19 protein-coding genes are annotated in these 18,790 nt (G+C 66.5%); 2 read left to right on the top strand and 17 right to left on the bottom strand.

The annotated features are described in order from the left end of the window. Nucleotides 1-31 precede the first annotated feature (31 nt). The 3 genes from rlmN to frr form a co-directional block, all read right to left on the bottom strand. A complete protein-coding gene (gene rlmN / locus OVO38_RS05255) occupies nucleotides 32-1,135 on the bottom strand; it encodes a 23S rRNA (adenine(2503)-C(2))-methyltransferase RlmN (RefSeq protein WP_095277440.1) in 1,104 nt (367 codons plus the stop codon). A gap of 69 nt (nucleotides 1,136-1,204) precedes the next feature. After that, nucleotides 1,205-2,029 (bottom strand): phosphatidate cytidylyltransferase, encoded by an 825-nt coding sequence (locus tag OVO38_RS05250; protein ID WP_243389124.1) that lies wholly within the window; start codon nucleotides 2,027-2,029, stop codon nucleotides 1,205-1,207. Between the two features lie 206 nt (nucleotides 2,030-2,235). Next, on the bottom strand, nucleotides 2,236-2,793 hold the full coding sequence (frr, locus tag OVO38_RS05245; protein WP_095277445.1) for a ribosome recycling factor: 558 nt from the start codon (nucleotides 2,791-2,793) through the stop codon (nucleotides 2,236-2,238). 71 nt (nucleotides 2,794-2,864) lie between these two features. Between frr and OVO38_RS05240 the strand changes: the two genes are divergently transcribed. Continuing rightward, entirely contained in the window at nucleotides 2,865-3,986 is a 1,122-nt protein-coding gene (locus tag OVO38_RS05240; protein ID WP_267207925.1) for an amidase family protein, read from the top strand. A 192-nt stretch (nucleotides 3,987-4,178) separates the two neighbouring features. On the opposite strand, the gene pyrH is transcribed toward OVO38_RS05240, so the two are convergent. From pyrH to rpsB, 3 genes are all read right to left on the bottom strand, one after another. Then, nucleotides 4,179-4,862, bottom strand: a complete 684-nt coding sequence (pyrH, locus tag OVO38_RS05235; RefSeq protein ID WP_222428211.1) for a UMP kinase — start codon at nucleotides 4,860-4,862, stop codon at nucleotides 4,179-4,181. A 242-nt stretch (nucleotides 4,863-5,104) separates the two neighbouring features. Further along, nucleotides 5,105-5,923 (bottom strand): translation elongation factor Ts, encoded by an 819-nt coding sequence (tsf, locus tag OVO38_RS05230; protein ID WP_095536760.1) that lies wholly within the window; start codon nucleotides 5,921-5,923, stop codon nucleotides 5,105-5,107. Nucleotides 5,924-6,182: 259 nt separating this feature from the next. Then, nucleotides 6,183-7,142: a 30S ribosomal protein S2 gene (gene rpsB, locus OVO38_RS05225; RefSeq protein WP_095534810.1), complete on the bottom strand. Its 960-nt coding sequence runs from the start codon at nucleotides 7,140-7,142 to the stop codon at nucleotides 6,183-6,185. Nucleotides 7,143-7,436: 294 nt separating this feature from the next. Between rpsB and OVO38_RS05220 the strand changes: the two genes are divergently transcribed. Continuing rightward, nucleotides 7,437-7,946: a M23 family metallopeptidase gene (locus tag OVO38_RS05220; protein ID WP_267207924.1), complete on the top strand. Its 510-nt coding sequence runs from the start codon at nucleotides 7,437-7,439 to the stop codon at nucleotides 7,944-7,946. Between the two features lie 20 nt (nucleotides 7,947-7,966). On the opposite strand, the gene xerA is transcribed toward OVO38_RS05220, so the two are convergent. From xerA to rimM, 11 genes are all read right to left on the bottom strand, one after another. Beyond that, a complete protein-coding gene (xerA, locus tag OVO38_RS05215; protein ID WP_267207923.1) occupies nucleotides 7,967-8,866 on the bottom strand; it encodes a site-specific tyrosine recombinase/integron integrase in 900 nt (299 codons plus the stop codon). Between the two features lie 11 nt (nucleotides 8,867-8,877). Beyond that, nucleotides 8,878-10,071, bottom strand: a complete 1,194-nt coding sequence (locus OVO38_RS05210; protein WP_267207922.1) for a DNA-processing protein DprA — start codon at nucleotides 10,069-10,071, stop codon at nucleotides 8,878-8,880. Beyond that, nucleotides 10,068-11,612, bottom strand: coding sequence for a YifB family Mg chelatase-like AAA ATPase (locus OVO38_RS05205; protein ID WP_122086496.1), 1,545 nt, complete (start codon nucleotides 11,610-11,612; stop codon nucleotides 10,068-10,070). Before OVO38_RS05205 ends, OVO38_RS05210 begins: the two co-directional genes overlap by 4 nt. Then, nucleotides 11,599-12,024 (bottom strand): YraN family protein, encoded by a 426-nt coding sequence (locus OVO38_RS05200; protein WP_095277467.1) that lies wholly within the window; start codon nucleotides 12,022-12,024, stop codon nucleotides 11,599-11,601. The genes OVO38_RS05205 and OVO38_RS05200 overlap by 14 nt, the downstream gene beginning before the upstream one ends. Nucleotides 12,025-12,223: 199 nt before the next feature. Then, on the bottom strand, nucleotides 12,224-12,532 hold the full coding sequence (locus OVO38_RS05195) for a DUF2469 domain-containing protein (protein WP_095277469.1): 309 nt from the start codon (nucleotides 12,530-12,532) through the stop codon (nucleotides 12,224-12,226). Next, nucleotides 12,529-13,185, bottom strand: a complete 657-nt coding sequence (locus OVO38_RS05190) for a ribonuclease HII (RefSeq protein WP_095534816.1) — start codon at nucleotides 13,183-13,185, stop codon at nucleotides 12,529-12,531. Before OVO38_RS05190 ends, OVO38_RS05195 begins: the two co-directional genes overlap by 4 nt. A gap of 15 nt (nucleotides 13,186-13,200) precedes the next feature. Then, nucleotides 13,201-13,890: a signal peptidase I gene (lepB, locus tag OVO38_RS05185; RefSeq protein ID WP_095277473.1), complete on the bottom strand. Its 690-nt coding sequence runs from the start codon at nucleotides 13,888-13,890 to the stop codon at nucleotides 13,201-13,203. A gap of 292 nt (nucleotides 13,891-14,182) precedes the next feature. Next, nucleotides 14,183-14,530: a 50S ribosomal protein L19 gene (rplS, locus tag OVO38_RS05180; RefSeq protein WP_095277476.1), complete on the bottom strand. Its 348-nt coding sequence runs from the start codon at nucleotides 14,528-14,530 to the stop codon at nucleotides 14,183-14,185. Nucleotides 14,531-14,643: 113 nt separating this feature from the next. Next, nucleotides 14,644-16,944, bottom strand: a complete 2,301-nt coding sequence (locus OVO38_RS05175; protein ID WP_267207921.1) for a Tex family protein — start codon at nucleotides 16,942-16,944, stop codon at nucleotides 14,644-14,646. Next, a complete protein-coding gene (gene trmD / locus OVO38_RS05170) occupies nucleotides 16,941-18,152 on the bottom strand; it encodes a tRNA (guanosine(37)-N1)-methyltransferase TrmD (RefSeq protein ID WP_267207920.1) in 1,212 nt (403 codons plus the stop codon). Before trmD ends, OVO38_RS05175 begins: the two co-directional genes overlap by 4 nt. Next, nucleotides 18,145-18,645, bottom strand: a complete 501-nt coding sequence (gene rimM / locus OVO38_RS05165; protein WP_095547199.1) for a ribosome maturation factor RimM — start codon at nucleotides 18,643-18,645, stop codon at nucleotides 18,145-18,147. The genes trmD and rimM overlap by 8 nt, the downstream gene beginning before the upstream one ends. Between the last annotated feature and the right edge of the window lie 145 nt (nucleotides 18,646-18,790).

Below are 18,790 nucleotides of genomic sequence, written 5' to 3'. Positions count from 1 at the left end.
TATTCGCCGCCCGCACACGTGCGGACCCGGCCTACCCAGCCTGCTCGTCGGCAGCGAGCTGGCCGCAGGCTGCGGCGATCTCCTGGCCCTTCGTGTCGCGCACGGTACAGGTAACGCCCTGGGCGATCACTCGGCGGACAAACTCGTCCTGCCGGTCGCGCGGGGACGCGTCCCACTTGGAACCCGGCGTCGGGTTCAACGGGATCAGGTTCACGTGGACGCGGGACCCGAGCGCGTTGTGCAGCTTCTTGCCCAACATGTCCGCGCGGAAGTCCTGGTCGTTGATGTCCCGAATCAGCGCGTACTCGATGGAGACGCGGCGACCGGTCTGATCCGCGTAGTACGACGCGGCGTCAAGCACCTCGGAGACGGCGAAGCGATTGTTGATGGGCACGAGGGTGTCACGCAGCTCGTCGTCAGGCGTGTGCAGCGACACGGCGAGAGTGACGGAGAGGCCCTCGTCGGCGAGGCGACGGATCTGCGGCGCGAGCCCGACGGTGGAGATGGTGATGTTGCGCTGCGAGATGCCAAACCCATCCGGGCTGGGCTGGGTGATCTGGCGGACTGCGGAGAGCAGGCGGTTGTAGTTGGCCAGCGGCTCGCCCATGCCCATGAAGACGATGTTGGACAGGCGCGAGCCCTCCGCCGCCATCATCGCGGCGGCGGCGCGGACCTGGTCAACAATCTCCGCGGTGGACAGGTTGCGGTCCAGACCGCCCTGGCCGGTGGCGCAGAACGGACACGCCATGCCGCAGCCGGCCTGGGAGGAAATGCACAGCGTGGCGCGGTCCGGGTAGCGCATGAGCACGGACTCCAGCAGGATCCCGTCGTGCAGGCGCCACAAGGTCTTGGTGGTGTCGCCCTCGTCGGTTTCCACGGTGCGCACGGGGTTGAGCAGGGTTGGGAACAGCGCGTCCTTGACCAGCTGGCGCTGGGCCTCGGGGAGGTCCGTCATGGTCAGCGGGTCCGCCTCAAACTTGCCGTAGTAGTGGCGCGCGATCTGGTCCGCGCGGAACTTCGGCAGCCCGAGCTCCTTGAGGGCCTCGACGCGTTCCTCTTTGGTCAGGTCCGCAAAGTGCTTCGGCGGCATGCCGCGCTTCGGGGAAAGGAGTTGGATCTTGGGTACGTCGCTCATAGTGTGCCCTATTTTGGCACGTAACCCGCGTCTTGACTAATCTACGCGGCCCGTTCGCTGCCAGGGCCGCTACAGCGGGTTCATGATCGCCGCGGCGTTGAGCAGCATGTAGGTCGCGCTGGCGGCGGGCAGCATCCCGTCCAAGCGGTCCATCAGCCCGCCGTGGCCGGGAAGCAAGTTCGACATGTCCTTGATTCCCAGCTCGCGCTTGAACTGGCTCTCCACGAGGTCGCCCATGGTGGCGCAGAGGACGAGCGCAACGCCCCACACCACGCCCATCCACCAGGGTCCCTGGATGAGGAAGTGCACCACGGCTATGCCGGTGAGCACGCCAAACACCACGGAGCCGGCGAAGCCCTCCCACGACTTGTTTGGGCTGATCGCGGGCGCCATCGGGTGCGAGCCGAACATGACGCCCGCGGCGTAGCCGCCGACGTCGTTGGCTACGACGCAGAGCATGAATGCGGCGATGAAGCGGCTGGCGGGGAGGGCGCCTTCGTCGATAAGCGAGATCATCGCGGCGAAACTCCCGAAGAGCGGGATCCAGACGAGGACGAAGATGCCCACACCGGTATCGCGCAGGTAGTTCTCGGGCTTGGCGTGGCGGCCGTTGGGGAACAGCCGGTAGAACATGAGGAAGAGGACCGTGAACGCGAACCCCGTGACCAGGCCGGCCGTCTCGTACGTGGCAGAGGCCCACAGCATGATCTGCCCCAGGATGACCAGGAGCGTGCGCGGCTGCTGGTACCCGGCTTCGCGCAGGCGCGTGAGCACTTCCCACATGGCCAGCGCCACCGCCACGGCAACAAGCGGGTACCAGGCCAACGGGCCCACCAACAGCGCACCGATTACCAGCGAGCCGAGCACCACCGCTGTCGTGATCGCAGCGGTCAGGTCGCGCCCCGCATTGTTCTTCGGCGTGGGCGCCTTGAGCCTTAACGACGGCCACCTGGACCTCTCCGCAACCCTCCGGTTGTCAAGATCGCTCTGCTCGTTGCGGTGTGGTTGCACTGGCTCCTCGCTTCGGTCTCGTCCGGCGCCACGGCGCGATGTCCACGGCGTGCCTCAATTGGCGGATAGTTGCGCGACTGTGCGGGAGGTTAGACCTCCATCAGCTCGTCTTCCTTGCGCTGCACCAGCTCATCAATCTGCGCGACGTAGCCCTGCGTGGTCTTGTCCAGGGACTGCTCGGCGGTCTTGACCTCGTCCTCGCCGGCGTCGCCGTCCTTCTGGATCTTCTTCAGCTGGTCCATGCCCTGGCGGCGGACGTTGCGGATGGCAATCTTGCCTTCCTCGCCCTTCTGCTTCGCGTGCTTGACCAGGTCCTTGCGGCGCTCCTCGGTGAGCTGCGGCACCGTGACGCGGATGACCTGGCCGTCATCGGTCGGGTTCACGCCCAGGTCGGAGTTGCGGATCGCGTTCTCAATCTCCTGGAGGGTAGACATGTCGTAGGGCTTGATCAGCAGCATGCGCGGCTCCGGCACGGAGATGGTGGCCATCTGGTTGATCGGGGTCGGCGCACCGTAGAACTCCGCCATGACGCCGTTGAACATTGCGGGGTTGGCGCGGCCGGTACGGATGGTGACCAGCTCCTCGCGGGTGTGCTCCACCGAGGAAGTCATGCGCTCTTCTGCGTCCAACAGGACATCATCAATCATGGTTTACCTACCTTTTGCTCGTTAACGTTCCCCACTAATCTACCAGCGCTCGCCCCGCCTACACTGTTGCCATGCAGCAATCGGCGTTCTCCTTCCGCGCTCCCCTGGCGCCCCCGCCCGTCGACGCCGCTGCCGCTCCGTCCCGCACCAGACTCGCGGGCTGGGACATCCCGGTAAAGGACTCCGTTGACGTCGCCGGCTGGCCCACCACCAACGGCAACCCCGCCCGCAGCTACGTGGCGCGCCGCACGGACGCCATCGTGCCCATGCTTCTCGACGCCGGCGCGACCATCCCCGGCAAAACACTCACCTCCGAGCTGGGCGCCACCTGTTACGCCGAGCGCCCCGGCGTCCCGGTGCTCGAGTCCCCAGCGTTCCCCGGCCGCACCCCTGGCGGCTCCTCCACCGGTGCCGCGGTTGCGGTGGCGGAGGGCCAAGTCCGCGCGGCGCACGGAACGGACGCGGGCGGTTCGCTGCGTGTGCCCGCCGCGGCGTGCGACATCGTCGGCTTCAAGCCCGCCTCGCCCCGCGTCGCGGCGCACGGCTTCCTTACCCGCACCGTCGCCGACCAATGCACCATCTACGGCATGCGCCCCACGCATCCGCGACGCTTGCGGGTCGGGGTGCTTCTCGACGCCCTCCTCGCCCCCTCCCATCTCTCACCCACCCGCGCGGACGCGGTGGACCAGCTGGCGGGGGCGCTCTCCCTCCACCACGACGTCGTCCCGTTGCGCGCCTACGCCCAGGCGGGCGACACCTTCGCGCACTTCTCCCGCCGCATTAAGCGCTCCTTCACCAGCGTTGACCCGCTGGACAGCGAGTACCTCCAGTGGCTCACACAGGAGGGGGCGCGCGTCACCCGCGCCCAGATGCGCGGCGTCCGCGAGCACCTGGACGTGCTCCCGCATCTGCTTGCCCAGCAGTGGGACGTCGACGTAGTCCTCTCTCCCACCCTGGCCTTCGACCCGCCGCGATTGGGGTACTTCCCGTCCTTGTCTCCCGAGGAGAGCTTCTACCAGCAGACGGTCTGGTCGCCGTGGTGCTCGGTGTTCAACGTCACCGGCAGCGCCGCGATCGCGATCGGAGGCATCCACCTGGGTGTACTCGGGAGCGCGGCGCGCCCCGCCGTCAACGCGACGGAGCTGCTCAACCTCGCCTGGCAGGTGGACGGGCTCCTGGGGCGCGAGGGGTAAGTGGTGATCCTGGGGCGGCGCGCACATGACGAGAGTGCGTAAAATTTCCCCGGCCGCCGAGCCCTGGCCGACAATTCCCCAGGTGGGACGGTCTGGGTAAATCGTTTCTGCGGAAATCTGTCACACGCCCCGGAAACAAGGAAGCCCCGGCGGTCAACACCGCCGGGGCACACTCCCAAACCGAGAAGACGCCTAGGCCACCAAGGTCCCAATCTGCTCACCGGCAACGGCGCGGGCGATGTTGCCCTCCTTGAGCAGGTTAAACACCAGGATCGGCATGTTGTTGTCCATGCAGAGGGAGAACGCGGTGGCATCCGCCACCTTGAGGCCCTGCTCAAGCACCTCGCGCGGCGAGATCTCAGTGAGCAGGTTGGCGTCCGGGTTGGTGCGCGGGTCATCGTCGTAGACGCCGTCGACACCCTTGGCCATCAGCAGGACCTCACACCCGATCTCCAGCGCGCGCTGCGCAGCGGTGGTGTCGGTGGAGAAGTACGGCATGCCCATGCCGGCGCCAAAGATGACCACGCGGCCCTTCTCCAGGTGGCGGGCGGCGCGCAGCGGCAGGTACGGCTCAGCGATCTGCGCCATGTTGATGGAGGTCTGCACGCGGCAGTCCACGCCCTTCTGCTGCAAGAAGTCCTGCAGGGCCAGGCAGTTCATGACGGTGCCGAGCATGCCCATGTAGTCAGAACGCGCACGGTCCAGGCCGCGCTTCTGCAGCTCCGCTCCGCGGAAGAAGTTGCCGCCGCCAATGACCACGGCGACCTCGGTGCCCGCCTTGGCCACCTCGGCGATCTGGGAAGCGACGCTGTCCACCACGTCCGGGTCGATGCCGACCTTGCCGCCGCCGAACATCTCACCGCCAAGCTTGAGCATGACGCGTTTGAATCCGTTGCGGTTGAGGGCGAAATCAGTCACGGTGTGACACTCCTTATGCACAAATGCCGGGTGGTGAATCGAAAGCTTGCGTATTCGCCCCCGATTCTAACCAGTTCCCCCGTAACCAGGTAAATGCACTGCAAAGAACGCGAAAGCGCCCCGCCCCGGTTTCCCGGGGGCAGGGCGCTAGAGCGGAACAGGCTCGACGGGGCTCACGGCATCGTCGATAAGCAGATTGCTTACGCCTGGCCGACCTCGAAGCGCACGAAGTCGGTGATCTCGATGCCGCTCTCCTCCGTGAACTGCTTCACGGTCTTCTTGGAGTCTGCGAGGGACGGCTGGTCCAGCAGCACGACGTCCTTGTAGAAGCCGCCCATGCGACCCTGGACGATCTTCTCGATGGCAGCCTCGGGCTTGCCCTCGTTGCGGGTGATCTCCTCCTGCACCGCGCGCTCCTTCTCCACGACCTCGGCCGGGATGTCCTCCTGCTTGAGGAAGCGAGCCTTCATCGCGGCGATCTGCAGAGCGACCTGGTGAGCGGCCTCCTCGTTGTCACCGGTGTAGGCAACGAGCACGCCCACGGCCGGCGGCAGGTCCGCGGAGCGCTGGTGCAGGTACTTCGCAACGTTGTCGCCCTCGACGGTTGCGGCGCGGCGCAGCTCGAGCTTCTCTCCGATCTTTGCGGACAGGACCTGCAGCGCCTCGTGCGCGGTCTGGCCGTCGACGTCAGCGTTTGCCAGCTCCTCCTGGGAGTTCGCCTTCACAGCGGCAGCGGCGTCGGCGATCTTAGCGGCGAGGTCCTTGAACTCCTGGTTCTTGGCCACGAAGTCGGTCTCTGCGTTGATCTCCACGATGGTGTTGCCGGAAACTGCAACGAGGCCCTCGAGGGCGTTGCGCTCAGCGCGCTTGCCCACGTCCTTTGCGCCCTTAATGCGCAGGTTCTCAACGGCCTTCTCAAAGTCGCCGTCGGTCTCCTGGAGTGCCTTCTTGCAGTCCATCATGCCGGAGCCGGTGATCTCGCGGAGCTTCTTCACGTCTGCTGCAGTGTAGTTCGCCATGTTGGGGCGATCCTCCTCGTAAGGTTTGTGCAATTTTGGGCAGCTTATCGGCGCCCACGCGCCCACAAGCAACCAAAATTGGCTGTGATAAGTAATCGTGTAAAGGGTAGCCGACTTTGCGTGAGTCGGCACGCTAGGAAATGCTAGCAGCCCTTGGATGCACTACACCCCGCGCTTCGCTCGCGTCCCGGCCCAGTGAAGTGGGGCGGACGTGAACCGAAGACGCGGGGTGCATGTGTCAGGGGGTTGCCGATTCGGCTTAGGACTCCTTCTCGGAGTTCTCCTCCTGCTCAGCCTTCTCGGCCTTCTCAGCCTCGGCTGCCTGCTCAGCGGCGCGCACTGCGTGCGGCTGTTCAACCGGTGCGACCTCCTGCGGCGTTGCTGCCTCGGCGGCAGCGGCGGCCTTGGCCGCGTCGGCAGCGGAGACATCGTCGGAGGACGCTGCGTTCGCAGCAGCCTCGGATGCCTCGGCCTGCAGCTTGGCGTCATTGTCGCCTGCTGCGTCGCGGGCGGCTGCCAGCTGGCGCTCCTCGCGCTGCTGCTTACCGGCCACGACTGCCTCGCCCACGATGTGGGTGAGCAGCTTCACGGCGCCGATGGCGTCGTCGTTGCCCGGGATCGGGAAGTCAACCAGGTCCGGATCACAGTTGGTGTCCAGCACAGCGACAACGGGGATACGCAGCTTCTGCGCCTCGTTGACGGCGATGTGCTCCTTGTTGGTATCCACAATCCACAGCGCGGACGGCGTCTTGGTCATCTCAGAGATGCCGCCGAGGACGCGCTCGAGCTTGGTGCGCTCGCGAGTGAGCATGAGGATTTCCTTCTTACCGCGGCCGGCGTAGCCGTCCTCGGCTGCGTCCATCGCCTGCAGTTCCTTCATGCGGGCGATTCGCTTGGACACGGTCTGGAAGTTGGTGAGCATGCCACCGAGCCAGCGGTGGGTCACGTACGGCATACCGACGCGCTCTGCCTCTTCCTGGATCGGCTCCTGTGCCTGCTTCTTGGTACCGACGAACAGGAGGGTGCCGCCGTGCGCAACGGTCTCCTTGACAAACTCGTATGCCTCGTCGATGTAGGTCAGCGTCTGCTGCAGGTCGATAACGTAGATGCCGTTGCGATCGGTGAAGATGAAGCGACGCATCTTCGGGTTCCAACGACGCGTCTGGTGGCCGAAGTGCACACCTGCGTCGAGGAGTTCGCGCATGGTTACGACTGCCATGGGAATGTCTCCTTTGGAGAAAATAGTTCGGTTAATACTGGTCAAACGTGCGGGTTTTTATCCCACACCCTGGCACCGTGCCCGCCTCGCGCCCTTTCAAGGGACCGTTGCTCGGCTGGCGTTTGTCGGCGCGCGGAGTCAGCCTCACGCAAGGCGCGGACTGCCCGAGTGAGTATACGCACCTCAGGCGCAAAATCCTAATTGCGCTGCGCGGTTGTGGATAACCCCCAGCACCTATCCACAGATTTTTCGTTTAGGGTTCCTTTGCACCGTTTGTTGTGATGTAACTGAGTCATGTATCGCTTCACGACGCCGCGCCCACCCCTCACCGCCCTCATCCTCGCCACCCTCGCGCTCCTCATCTCCTGCCCGCCGACCCTCGCGTGGGTGGACCCCACCACCGGCACCGCGCACGCTTCCCGCGTGACCCGCCCCGCAAACATCCCGAAGAAGAACTGGCAGCCCGGCCATCGCGGCGTCGACCTTGCCGCCCGCCCCGGCGATCCCGTCCTGGCCGCCGGCGACGGCACGGTCCACTACGTGGGCACGATTGCCGGCACACCCGTCGTCTCCATCGCCCACGCGGATGGAATCCGCACAACCTACCAACCCGTACGCACCGAGCTACGCAAGGGGGACCCCGTCGGCGAGGGCGACATCATCGGCGCGCTCGCCTACTCCCCCGCCAACGCGCCCAACCGGCACGACGGCCTGCATTGGGGCGCGATCGTGGGTAAGGAGCGCTACATTGACCCGCTTTCGCTCCTCTCGGCCCCGTTGATCCGGCTCAAACCCGTCCGCTAAACCAACCCGAAGCCAACCCCCTACGCCCGTGGATGCGCCTGCTCGTAGACCTTGCGCAGCCGTTGGGCGGAGACGTGGGTGTAGATCTGCGTGGTCTGCAGGCTTGAGTGCCCCAGCATCTCCTGCACCACACGCAGGTCCGCGCCGCCCTCCAGGATGTGGGTGGCCGCGGTGTGGCGAAGCGTGTGGGGTGAGACGTCCGCGATCCCGGCGCGCTCGGCAGCCCGCTCGACGATGCGCCGGACCTGACGCTGGTCAATCCGCCCGCCGCGGCTGCCCACGAAGAGGGCGTCGGTGTCGGCGGCAAGCTCTCCGCGGCCCTGCTCGAGCCAGTCCTGCACGGCCAGGCTGGCCCGCTCGCCAAAGGGCACGGTGCGCTGCTTGTTGCCCTTACCAGTGACCTTTGCCGTCTGTCGGGCGAAGTCGACGTCCGCGGTGTTCAAGCCGGTGAGTTCGCCGACGCGGATGCCGGTGGCGTAGAGCAATTCGAGGATGGCGTGGTCGCGTAGCGCCTCGGCGGGGTGCGCGTCGTCGGTTGTGTCGGCCTCGACGAGGTCGCCAGCGCGCGTGGCGCTCACCACCGTGGGCAGGGGCCGCTGGGATTGGGAGGTGACCAGGCGCGCCGCGACGTCGCGAGGGAGCAACCCCTGTTTGGTCGCCCACGTGGAGAAGCTGCGGGCGGTGGCGGTCCGCCGGGCGAGAGTGGAGCGTGCTTTGCCGGCGCGGGAGGCGTCGGCAAGCCAGGTGCGCAACGTCTCCAGCGTGAATTGGTCCAAGGTGGTGACGTAGCTGGACAGGCTGCGCAGGTCCGCCTCGTAGGCCTTCACGGTGTTGCTGGAACGGTTGCGCACGTCGCGGGCGTAGTCCGCAAAGTCCGCGACGGCGGCAAGAAACTGCGACTCGGCGCTGAAGTCACTCATGCCCCAGGAGTTTACGCACTCTCCTTGCTGCGCACCGCGCGGGACCACTGCCTGCGCTCACGCTGGACCAGGCCGCGTCGCTCGAGTTCCATGAGGAGGTGGACGGTGAGACCCGTGCTCAACCCGGCGTCGGCGGCGATGCGCTCGGCGTCGCGCCCCGCTGAGGCGGCGGGCGGGGTGGCATCAAACACGCGGAGTTCGTTGTGGCTGAGCTGCTGGATCGGGTCTGCCTGAAACTGCATCTCCAGCTGCCCCTCCGCGTCAATCTGGCCAATGTGACCGCACTGCTCGTGGATCTGGTCTCCGCTGAGCACCATCGTGGCGTTCCCGGCGCGGATGGCCAGGTTAGTGCCGAGCGAGTTGGGCCCGAGTATTGACCCCGGCACCGCCATTGCCTGCCGGTTGTAGTAGCGCGCCCACTTCAGCGTGTTCAGCGCGCCGGAGCGAAACGCCGCCTCGACCACCACGCTGCCCTGCGTCAGTCCGGCGACGAGCCGGTTGCGCGTGAGAAAGCGGTGCCGATCCGGCGTCACGCCCGGCGGGTATTCCGTCACCAGCGCGCCTCCCGCGGCGACGATGCGCCGGAAGAGCTTTTCGTTGCGCTTCGGGTACACCACCCCGGGCCCGCAGGCGGCCACCGCGATGGTCGGCGCGCCCGCCGCGAGCGCGGTCTCGTGCGCCACTGTGTCGATGCCGATTGCCCCGCCAGAGACAACGGTGTAGCGCTGCTTGGCCACCGAGCCCACGAGGTCCTGCGTGGCTTGATGCCCATAGCTACTCGACGCTCGCGTGCCCACAAAGGCCACCGACTGCGCGAACAGTGCCGCCAGGTCGGTCGCACCGCGCACCCACAGGGTGTGCGGGGCCGACCCGTCCGCAATGGCGAAGTCCATGTTCTCCCGGCTGTGCAATGCCCCCGCGACAAAGGACTCCTCGATGCGCTCGCTCGGCCACCCCGCGTGTTCCGGGGTGAGCAAGCGGTAGCCGTGCTCGTGCGCTGTCTCCAGGTCCGCGACCGGGCGGTCCCAGTCGTACCGGCGCTCCGTCGTGCCAGCCAGTGGGCCGAGCCAGCTCGCCCGGGTGCGGATGCCGCGGGCGATCTCGTCGGCATCGCGGCCGGCGCGCAGCATCTCCTGGAGGTGGCGGGAGGGGCCCTCAATTACTCGGGAGAGGTAGGCCCAGGACTCAAGGTTGCTGGGTGTCATGCTGCCTCCTCTTCTGGCGCGGGCGCGTGCATCTCCGCCGCCCGCGCGACGTGGTCGATGTCAGGCGTGTCGGCAGCCTCGAGGTCGGCGAGCGTCCACGCCAGCTTGAGCACCTTGTCCACGCCACGCTGCGTCAGCTCGCCGTGCCCGAGTTTGTTGGAGAGGAAGATCATGCCGGTCTCATCGGCCGGGTAGTGCCTCCGGATCAGTGTCGACGCCACCGCGCCATTGGTCGCGGCCTCCTCCCCACCGACCCCAGCCTGAGCCCAGCGGCTGGCTGCGCGTTCCCGCGCCGCGGCGACGCGGTCGGCGATAACGGCGGACGGCTCGGCGTCCTCCGGGCTGAGCACCGCCGATTGCGCTGTCGTGCGCACGTACAGGTCCAGCCTGTCGCGCAGCGGGCCGGAGATGTTGGCGAGGTGCCGCGCCCGCTCCCCCGGTGTGCAGCGGCACCGCGTTGCCTCCCCGCCGCAGGGGCACGGGTTCGCAGCCAGGATCAGCTGGAAAGCGGCCGGGTACCGCACGGTCCGGCGCCCGCGCTGGAGCTGCACCTCCCGCTGCTCCAGCGGAATGCGCAGCGCGTCCAGAACGCGGGCGGGGATCTCGGAGGCTTCGTCGAGGAAAAGCACGCCGCGGTGAGCCTGGCTCACCGCTCCCGGCAGCGGGATGTGCGCCCCGCCGCCCAGCAACGCCGCCTTGGTCAACGACGGGTGCGGCGCGATAAACGGCCGCTCCTGCACAAGCGCGCCTTTGGCGATACCCGCGGCCTGGTGCAGCGCCGTGCATTCGATCCGTTCGGCGTCGGTGAGCGGGGGCATAATCGACGGCAGCCGCTCCGCCAGCATCGACTTCCCGGACCCGGGCGGGCCCACCATCATCAGGTGGTGGCCACCGGCGGCGGCGACTTCCATCGCCCGCCGCTCAAGGACCTGGCCGGCGATGTCCGCGAAGTCGAGCGCAGCCGCCCCGCTCCCCGAGCGCGCTGAGGTGCCGGGGGCAACGGGGGCGACGGGGTGGAGCGGCGTGGCGTCGAGAAGCCAGCTCCACACGTGCGTGAGCGAATCGGCGGTGAACGTGCGGGGATCGGCGATGAGTGCCGCCTCATCGGCGTTGGCCGTGGGGACGACGATCGTGTCGATGTCGGTGCGGCTGCGTGCTTGCAGAAGCATCGGCAGGATCGCTTCGACCCGGCGCAAGGTGCCGTCGAGGGCGAGCTCACCGAGGAAGAGGGTGCGTCCGATGGTGCGCTGGGTGCGCGGGTCCATACTGCCCAGTACCGCCAGGGCGACGGGCAGGTCGAAATGCGATCCGGCTTTGGGCAGGTGCGCGGGCGAGAGCGAGACCATGATCTTGGTGCGCGGCCACGGCAGCGAGGCGTTGGCGACAGCGGTGCGGATGCGCTCGCGGGATTCCTTCACGGCGGCGTCGCCAAGCCCGACCATGTGGACGCCGGGTAGACCGGGGCCGACGTTGGCCTCCACGGTGACCGGGTGGGCGACGACGCCCTCAACCGTCGCGGTTTGGGTGCTAGCAAGCGCCATCTTCGACCCCCTCGAAGCGGTGGAAGTGCAGCTGGGTGCCGTCAAAGACCGCCTCAACCACGTCGAAGCGCGCCCACCGTGCCTCGGGCAGGTGGTGCTGGCTCAGCCACTGCCCGGCGCAGCGCCGCATCGTGGCGAGCTTGCGGGGTGTGACCGACTCCGCCGCGCCGAACGCTGTGCCGCGGCGCGTTTTGACCTCAAGGAACACGATGGTCCCGTCCGGCGCGCGAAGCACCGCGTCAATTTCACCCGCCTTCACGCGGGCGCGGTGCGCGAGCAGCTGGTAGCCCAGCTCCTCGTACCACGCGATCGCGCCCGCCTCCCCCGCATATCCCAGCTCGTACTGGTCATTCAGGCCGATCGGCGGCCCGGATCGCTGGTGCGGGTCGTGGTGTGATGTGTGATGGTGCATGGCCCCTCCTGAGAGTCCGTGTCTTACTGTGTCTGAACGTTCGTTGCTTTCAGTGCGGGTGTAAAACCCCGTACTTAGTTAGACTCCGGAAAAGGGGCCGCGGTTCCATCACAAACGAAAAAAGTGGCGCAGGATACTGCGCCACCGGTGTTGCTTCGCGGTCGTCGCCCCCGATGAAGGAAGCGGGAAACCGTGGTGTTTAGCGGTCTGGGAAGGTCAGGTCGGGCTTGTCCAGCTCCTCAATGTTGACGTCCTTGTAGGTGATGACGCGGACGTAGCGCACGAAACGCACGGCGCGGTACATATCCCACACCCAGCAGTCGGACATGCGGACCTCGTAGTACACGTCTTTGCCCTCGGTGTGTGGGATCAGCTCGACCGCGTTGGCCAGGTAGAAACGGCGGTCCGTTTCCACCACGTAGGAGAACTGGCTGGCTACGTCGCGGTACTCCCGGTACAGCGACAGCTCCACCTCAGACTCGTAGTTGTCCAGTTCCTCAGCGCTCATGCAAGCACCCCTTTTTCGTAACACTCGATCGCCTGCTTGACGTTTGCATAACTATAGCGGTGTTCCGGGGTCGCGCCGTGGCGGCGCACCGCATCCATGTGCGCCTTCGTGCCGTAGCCCTTGTGTCCCTCCAGCCCGTAGCCGGGGTACTGCTGCGCCATTTGCGTAATGAGCCGATCGCGACTCACCTTGGCCAGGATGCTCGCCGCCGCAATGCACCGAGCCGCGGCGTCCCCTCCGATCACGGGAAGTTGCGCGGCCGGCATACCGGGCACGCGGAAGCCGTCCATGAGCACGTAGCCAGGCTGGATCTCTAGTTGGGCTACGGCGCGGCGCGCGCCGTCCAGGTTGGCGGCCTGGATGCCGCGGTGGTCAATCTCCTTAGCCGAGATATGCACGATCCCGTACGCCAAGCTGCACTCTCGAATGGGGTCGAAGAGCAACTCGCGGCGGCGCGCCGTGAGCCGCTTCGAGTCGGTCAGGCCCTCGAGCTCCTTTACCGGGCTCGTCGGGAGCACGCACGCGGCGATCGTAATCGGGCCAAAGCAGGCACCCCGTCCTGCTTCGTCCACACCAGCTACCGGGCCCAGCCCGGCGTTGTCCAGCGCTACCTCGTAGGTGCGCAGCTGTTTGAGCCTGCGGACACGAGCCATCGACAGCGAACCAGCCTACTGCTGGATGTCCGGGCTCTCCACGCCGCCGAAACGGTTCAGCGGGAAGACGATGCCGAGGACCTTGCCGCGGATGTTCTCACGCGGAATCGTCCCCTCTTCGCCGTCGCCCATGTGGTAGCGAGAGTCGGAAGAATTCGTGCGGTTGTCGCCCATCATGAAGTAGTGGTCTTCCGGCACTTCGAGCGGGCCAAAGTACTGTCCACCGCACGCGTCGGAGCCGGTCGACGGGTCCACCGGGTAGTACGAGGGCGTCATGATGTAGTCCTGCTGGATCGGCTGGCCGTCCACCATGACAGCCGGGTCGCCCTCCTGGCAGGACACCGTCTGCCCGCCCTCGGCGATGATTCGCTTGACCAGCGTGTTCTCATCCTTAGGCACGAGGCCCACCCACGAGCCAACTTCCTGCACGCCGCGGATCACCGGGTTGTCGGAGCGGTTGGTCTCAAACCCGGTGTTCCACGAGTCCGTACCCTTGAAGACGATCACGTCGCCGGGCTCCGGGTCGTCAAAGGCGTAGGTGAGCTTCTCCACGAAGATGCGGTCCCCCGACCCGTTCTCGCCGTGCAGGGTGGGCTCCATCGACCCAGACGGGATCACGTACAGGCGCCCGATGAAGGTCTGGATGAGGAAGATGAACACGAGCGTCAGCACGATGACCATGGGGATTTCCACGTACCACGGCATCTCCTTCGACTCCGAGGATTCCGGCGAATCCGACGAGCCAGACTTCCCTGGCTTGCCCGCCTTCCCCTGAGCGGCACGGTCTTCCGCCCCGGCGCGCGCGCCTGAACCGGCCGGCACAGAGGGCACCGTCGTGTCACGCGGGTACTCCGACTCTCCCCTGCCTGGGTTCGAGCCGCTTACTGGTCCATTCACGTTCGTCACCTCGCATACTCTAGCAGCGCCGGTCCTCCGGACATACAAAAACGCCCCGCCCACCGAATCGTGTCGGTGGGCGGGGCGCCGGTGCCGCAAACTAGCGACGCTCCTTGATGCGGGCTGCCTTACCGCGCAGATCGCGCATGTAGTACAGCTTCGCACGGCGAACGTCACCCTTGCGGACGACCTCGATCTTCTCGATGTTCGGAGAGTGCACCGGGAAGGTACGCTCAACGCCGATACCGAAGGAGACCTTACGCACGGTGAAGGTCTCGCGGATGCCGCCACCCTGGCGACGCACAACGAAGCCAGTGAAGACCTGGGTACGGGTCACCGAACCCTCGATCACCTTCACGTGCACGTCAAGCGTGTCGCCGGCGCGGAAGTCCGGGATGTCATCGCGCAGCTGACCTGCGTCTACAAGATCAATAATGCCGTTGCTCATATGAAGCAATCCTTTACGTTTAAGGACAGAGGACCCTAGCGGCTTCTCCCAAACGGGCGCTCGGCTGGTTCATGTCGCCTACAACAACTCGAGAAAGCTTACATAAGCCCGGGTCATTTACCAAATCCCGCTCGCTTCAGCGCGTCCGCCATCGACCCGCCTTGGGCCCCTCGCTTATCGACGCCACCGCGCCCCTTCCCACCGCGCCGCTGCTTCCCGCCGGGCTTTCCGGCGGGCTTGCCGCCGCCGCGCTTGGGGCCCTGCCCGGGTTCGTCGTCAAGCCTCAAGCTCAGGCCGATGCGCTGACGCTCAACGTCAACCTCCATGACCTTCACCTTGACCACCTCGCCGGAGCGCACCACGTCGTGCGGGTCCGAGACGAACTGCTTGCTCATCGCGGAGACGTGGACCAGGCCGTCCTGGTGCACGCCGACGTCAACGAACGCGCCAAACGCCGCGACGTTGGTGACGGTGCCCTCGAGGATCATGCCGGGGGTCAAGTCGCTGACCTTGTTCACACCTTCCTTAAACGTGGCCGTCTTGAACTCCGGGCGCGGGTCGCGGCCCGGCTTGTCCAGCTCGGCGATGATGTCGGTCACGGTGGGCACGCCGAAGGTCTCGTCGGCGAAGTCGGCGGGCTTGAGCTTGGTCAGCACCGCGCTGTTGCCGATGAGCCCCTTGGTGTCCAGCCCCGTCGCCGCGGCGATCCGCTCAACTACGGGGTACGCCTCGGGGTGCACCGCCGACGCGTCGAGAGGGTTCGCTGCGCCCTGCACGCGCAGGAAGCCAGCGGACTGCTCGAACGCCTTCGGGCCCAGGCGCGGGACCTTGCCAAGCTCCTTGCGCGAGGTGAAGGAGCCGTGCTCGTCACGGTAGGCCACGATGTTCTTCGCAATGGTGGCGCTCACGCCTGCCACGCGCTCGAGCAGCGGTGCGGATGCCGTGTTGAGATCCACGCCGACCGAGTTCACCGCGTCCTCGACTACCGCGTCCAGCGTGCGGGCGAGGGCAGCCTGGTTCACGTCGTGTTGGTACTGGCCCACGCCGATGGACTTCGGGTCGACCTTCACCAGCTCCGCGAGCGGGTCCTGCAGGCGGCGCGCGATGGAAACCGCCGAGCGCAGGGAAACGTCCATGTCCGGGAACTCCTCGGCGGCGATCGGGCTCGCAGAGTAGACGGACGCGCCTGACTCCGAGACCACCACCGGGGTTGGGCGCTGCCCGCCCGCCTGGGCGATAAGATCCGCGACCTCGCCGGCGAGCTTTTCGGACTCGCGGCTCGCGGTGCCGTTGCCTACCGCGATGAGCTCCACGCCGTGCTGCGCGCACAGCGTGGACAGGGCCTGCACCGCCTGCTGCCACTGGTTCTGCGGCTGGTGCGGGTAGACGATCGTGGTATCCAGGACCTTGCCGGTGCCGTCGATGACCGCGCACTTCACGCCGTTGCGATACCCCGGGTCCAGGGCGAGGGTGGAGCGCTGACCCGCCGGGGCAGCCAGCAGGACGTCGCGCAGGTTCGTCTTGAAGATCTCGAGCGCGCCCTCCTCAGCCTTCTCCTTTAAGCGCACGCGGGTATCCAGGTTCGCGGAAACTTGCAGCTTCGTGCGCCAGCCCCACTTCACGGCCTTAGCCAGCCACTCGCTGTCTTTGACCGGCAGGTCGAAGCGATCGGCGATCATGCCCTCGTAGACAGACTCGTCGCCCGCATCCAGGTCGAGCGTGAGCACGCCCTCGTTCTCGCCGCGCAGCAGCGCCAGGATGCGGTGCGAAGGCAGGGACTCGAAAGGCTCGTTGAACTCGAAGTAGTCCTTGAACTTCGCGCCTTCTGCTTCCTTGCCCTCGACGACCGATGAGCGCATCGTTCCCGTGGTGTAGAGCCGCTCTCGGACCTCGCCGACCAAGTCGGCGTCGGTGGCAAACCTGTCCACCAAAATGGCGCGGGCCCCGTCAAGTGCGGACTTGGTGTCCTCGAACCCCTCGCAGAGGAACTTCTCGGCCAGGGTTGCGGGGTCGGCGGTGGGGTCGTCGATAAGCTGCTGCTCAAGTGCTTCGAGGCCTGCCTCGCGCGCAATGTCCGCCTTCGTCTTCCTTCGCTTCTTATACGGGAGGTAGAGGTCCTCCACGCGGGCCTTTGTGTCGGCATCGAGGATGGCGCGTTTGAGCTCGTCGGTGAGCTTGCCCTGCTCCTCGATCGCCTCGATGACTGCCTGCTTGCGCTCCTCGAGCTCCACGAGGTACGTGTGACGTTCCTCGATGTGGCGCAGTTGAGCGTCGTCGAGACCGCCCGTGGCCTCCTTGCGGTAGCGGGCAATGAACGGGACCGTGTTGCCCTCAGCCAGCAGCTTCAGCGCCGCCTCGACCTGGGATGGTTGTACGTTGAGTTCTGTCGCGATGGTCGCTGCGAGAGATGTCATTCGTGTGAGTCTAGCGACCGGGTCGTGCCCACCCACTGGGTACCCCGCGGCAGCGCGGCCACCACAGCCTTGGTCGCCTCGGCGTTACTCAGCGTGGTGCGCCCGGTGATCTCAAGCTGGCACAGCGGCTCGGCGGGCGCGCGACCGTGCTCCTGCTCGTAGACCTGCTCGAGCATCGACGGCTCGAAGCAGACGGGGCCCGAGCGCTCGGTGAGCGTGGCGTCGTCAATGCGGTAACCGGCTTTGGCGAGCTCGCGGCGCAAACGCTTTCGCACCTTGGACCAGCTGCGGGGGTCGAGGAGGACATCGAGGCCGGTGATCACTGGGCGGGAATCGAGGTAAAAGGTGTCCTCGTCGGTGAGCTCGTCGCGCGCGCGGGCTTGGGCGACAAGGTCCGGGCGTATCGCCTGCGTGCGGGCGAGCGATGCTTGCCGACGCCACCGCTCCACCTTGCCGTGATCGCCGGAAAAGAGCACCTCTGGGGCATCGATCCCGCGCCAGCTGCGCGGCTTGGTATAGCTGGGGGCCTCGAGCAGCCCGTCGGAGAAGCTGTCGTCCTCGTGGCTCTGGGTGTTGCCCAGCACGCCCGGGATGAGCCGGGTGACCGCTTCCGCGATCACAAGCGTGGCGACCTCGCCACCGATGAGCACGTAGTCTCCGATGGACACCTCGCGAACGCGGTAACGCGTTGCTGCGTCCTCGAAGACGCGCTGGTCGATGCCCTCGTAGCGCCCGCACGCGACAACGATGTGGCGCTCGCGCGACCACGCCTGGGCATCCGCCTGCGAAAACGGCGTGCCCGCCGGGGTGGGCACGAGCAGCAGCGGGGCGTCCGGGTCCTCGCCGTCGCGGACGTCGCGCGCGTCGTACGGCCGCGGGGCGACGTCGTTTCGCTGGTCGTGGCGCGCCTTATCGTTCCTGTGCGTCGCCGCGGTCGTGAGCTCATCCGTATTGGAGGTGCCCGCGGCGACCGCGTCGAGCGCCGCCCCCCACACGTCCGGCTTCATCACCATGCCGGGGCCTCCGCCAAGTGGCGGGGCGTCCACGGACTTGTGATTTCCCTGCCCCCAGTCGCGCAGATTGTGCACGCCGATCTGCAGGATTCCTTGCTCGATGGCCTTGCCCAACAGCGCGTGGCGCAGCGGTTCCAGGTATTCGGGGAAAATGGTGATGACGTCCAGGCGCAGCTGCGGGATGTGGCTAGACATCGAGCAGCCCCTCCGGCGGGGTGATGGTCAGGTAGCCCTGCTCCAGGTCCACCTCCGGGACGATGTCCATGACGAAGGGGATGAGCACTTCTCTGCCCTGGTAGTCCACTTCGAGGATCTTGCGGTTCGGAGTGTCCATGATGCCGGTGACCTCGCCAATACGCGCTCCGCCCATGCGGACTTCAAGACCAGTGAGCTCGTGGTCGTAGTAGCCGTCTTCGTCCGCATCGTGTTCGAGCGGTTCGGCGTAAAACTTCATGCCACGCAGGCTGTCGGCAGCGGTGCGGTCGGGGATCTCCTCGAAGCTGACCAGGAGCCGCTTCTGGTGCGGGCGCATCGTCTTGACGGTGAGTTGCTGTTCCTTCCCGGCCTGCTTGCCGGTGAGGGACTCACCGACGGCGAAGTGCACATCCGGATCATCCGTCGTGACCTCGACGGCGACCTCGCCTTTGATGCCGTGGGATTTCACGACCTTTCCTATGTTGAGCTGCATAATCAGCAAGCCTAACACGGGCGTTCAGTGGACCAGAGTCGCCGGTTTGCGCACCAACGCCCTCACCGGAGCACCGAGCGCGCGTCAACACTGCCCCACTGCAACGAACAAACCCCCGCGCGCCAGGTGGCGCCGCGGGGGCTCA

It is taken from the genome of Corynebacterium sp. Marseille-P8863 (assembly GCF_946902955.1).
Taxonomy (GTDB): domain Bacteria; phylum Actinomycetota; class Actinomycetes; order Mycobacteriales; family Mycobacteriaceae; genus Corynebacterium; species Corynebacterium gottingense.
The sequence above is the reverse complement of the archived record's forward strand: the minus strand, read 5'-3'. Positions and strand labels throughout refer to the sequence as shown.

What these genes read in the sequence shown, in the direction of transcription:
- OVO38_RS05240 (WP_267207925.1), top strand. Translation starts at nt 2,865, where the DNA reads ATGCAGCAATCGGCGTTCTCCTTCCGCGCTCCCCTGGCGCCCCCGCCC.
- rlmN (WP_095277440.1), bottom strand. Translation starts at nt 1,135, where the DNA reads ATGAGCGACGTACCCAAGATCCAACTCCTTTCCCCGAAGCGCGGCATG.
- OVO38_RS05220 (WP_267207924.1), top strand. Translation starts at nt 7,437, where the DNA reads ATGTATCGCTTCACGACGCCGCGCCCACCCCTCACCGCCCTCATCCTC.
- OVO38_RS05195 (WP_095277469.1), bottom strand. Translation starts at nt 12,532, where the DNA reads ATGAGCGCTGAGGAACTGGACAACTACGAGTCTGAGGTGGAGCTGTCG.
- tsf (WP_095536760.1), bottom strand. Translation starts at nt 5,923, where the DNA reads ATGGCGAACTACACTGCAGCAGACGTGAAGAAGCTCCGCGAGATCACC.
- xerA (WP_267207923.1), bottom strand. Translation starts at nt 8,866, where the DNA reads ATGAGTGACTTCAGCGCCGAGTCGCAGTTTCTTGCCGCCGTCGCGGAC.
- rplS (WP_095277476.1), bottom strand. Translation starts at nt 14,530, where the DNA reads ATGAGCAACGGCATTATTGATCTTGTAGACGCAGGTCAGCTGCGCGAT.
- OVO38_RS05210 (WP_267207922.1), bottom strand. Translation starts at nt 10,071, where the DNA reads ATGACACCCAGCAACCTTGAGTCCTGGGCCTACCTCTCCCGAGTAATT.
- lepB (WP_095277473.1), bottom strand. Translation starts at nt 13,890, where the DNA reads ATGCCGTGGTACGTGGAAATCCCCATGGTCATCGTGCTGACGCTCGTG.
- trmD (WP_267207920.1), bottom strand. Translation starts at nt 18,152, where the DNA reads ATGTCTAGCCACATCCCGCAGCTGCGCCTGGACGTCATCACCATTTTC.
- frr (WP_095277445.1), bottom strand. Translation starts at nt 2,793, where the DNA reads ATGATTGATGATGTCCTGTTGGACGCAGAAGAGCGCATGACTTCCTCG.
- rimM (WP_095547199.1), bottom strand. Translation starts at nt 18,645, where the DNA reads ATGCAGCTCAACATAGGAAAGGTCGTGAAATCCCACGGCATCAAAGGC.
- OVO38_RS05200 (WP_095277467.1), bottom strand. Translation starts at nt 12,024, where the DNA reads ATGCACCATCACACATCACACCACGACCCGCACCAGCGATCCGGGCCG.
- pyrH (WP_222428211.1), bottom strand. Translation starts at nt 4,862, where the DNA reads ATGCTCAAGCTTGGCGGTGAGATGTTCGGCGGCGGCAAGGTCGGCATC.
- OVO38_RS05205 (WP_122086496.1), bottom strand. Translation starts at nt 11,612, where the DNA reads ATGGCGCTTGCTAGCACCCAAACCGCGACGGTTGAGGGCGTCGTCGCC.
- OVO38_RS05190 (WP_095534816.1), bottom strand. Translation starts at nt 13,185, where the DNA reads ATGGCTCGTGTCCGCAGGCTCAAACAGCTGCGCACCTACGAGGTAGCG.
- OVO38_RS05175 (WP_267207921.1), bottom strand. Translation starts at nt 16,944, where the DNA reads ATGACATCTCTCGCAGCGACCATCGCGACAGAACTCAACGTACAACCA.
- rpsB (WP_095534810.1), bottom strand. Translation starts at nt 7,142, where the DNA reads ATGGCAGTCGTAACCATGCGCGAACTCCTCGACGCAGGTGTGCACTTC.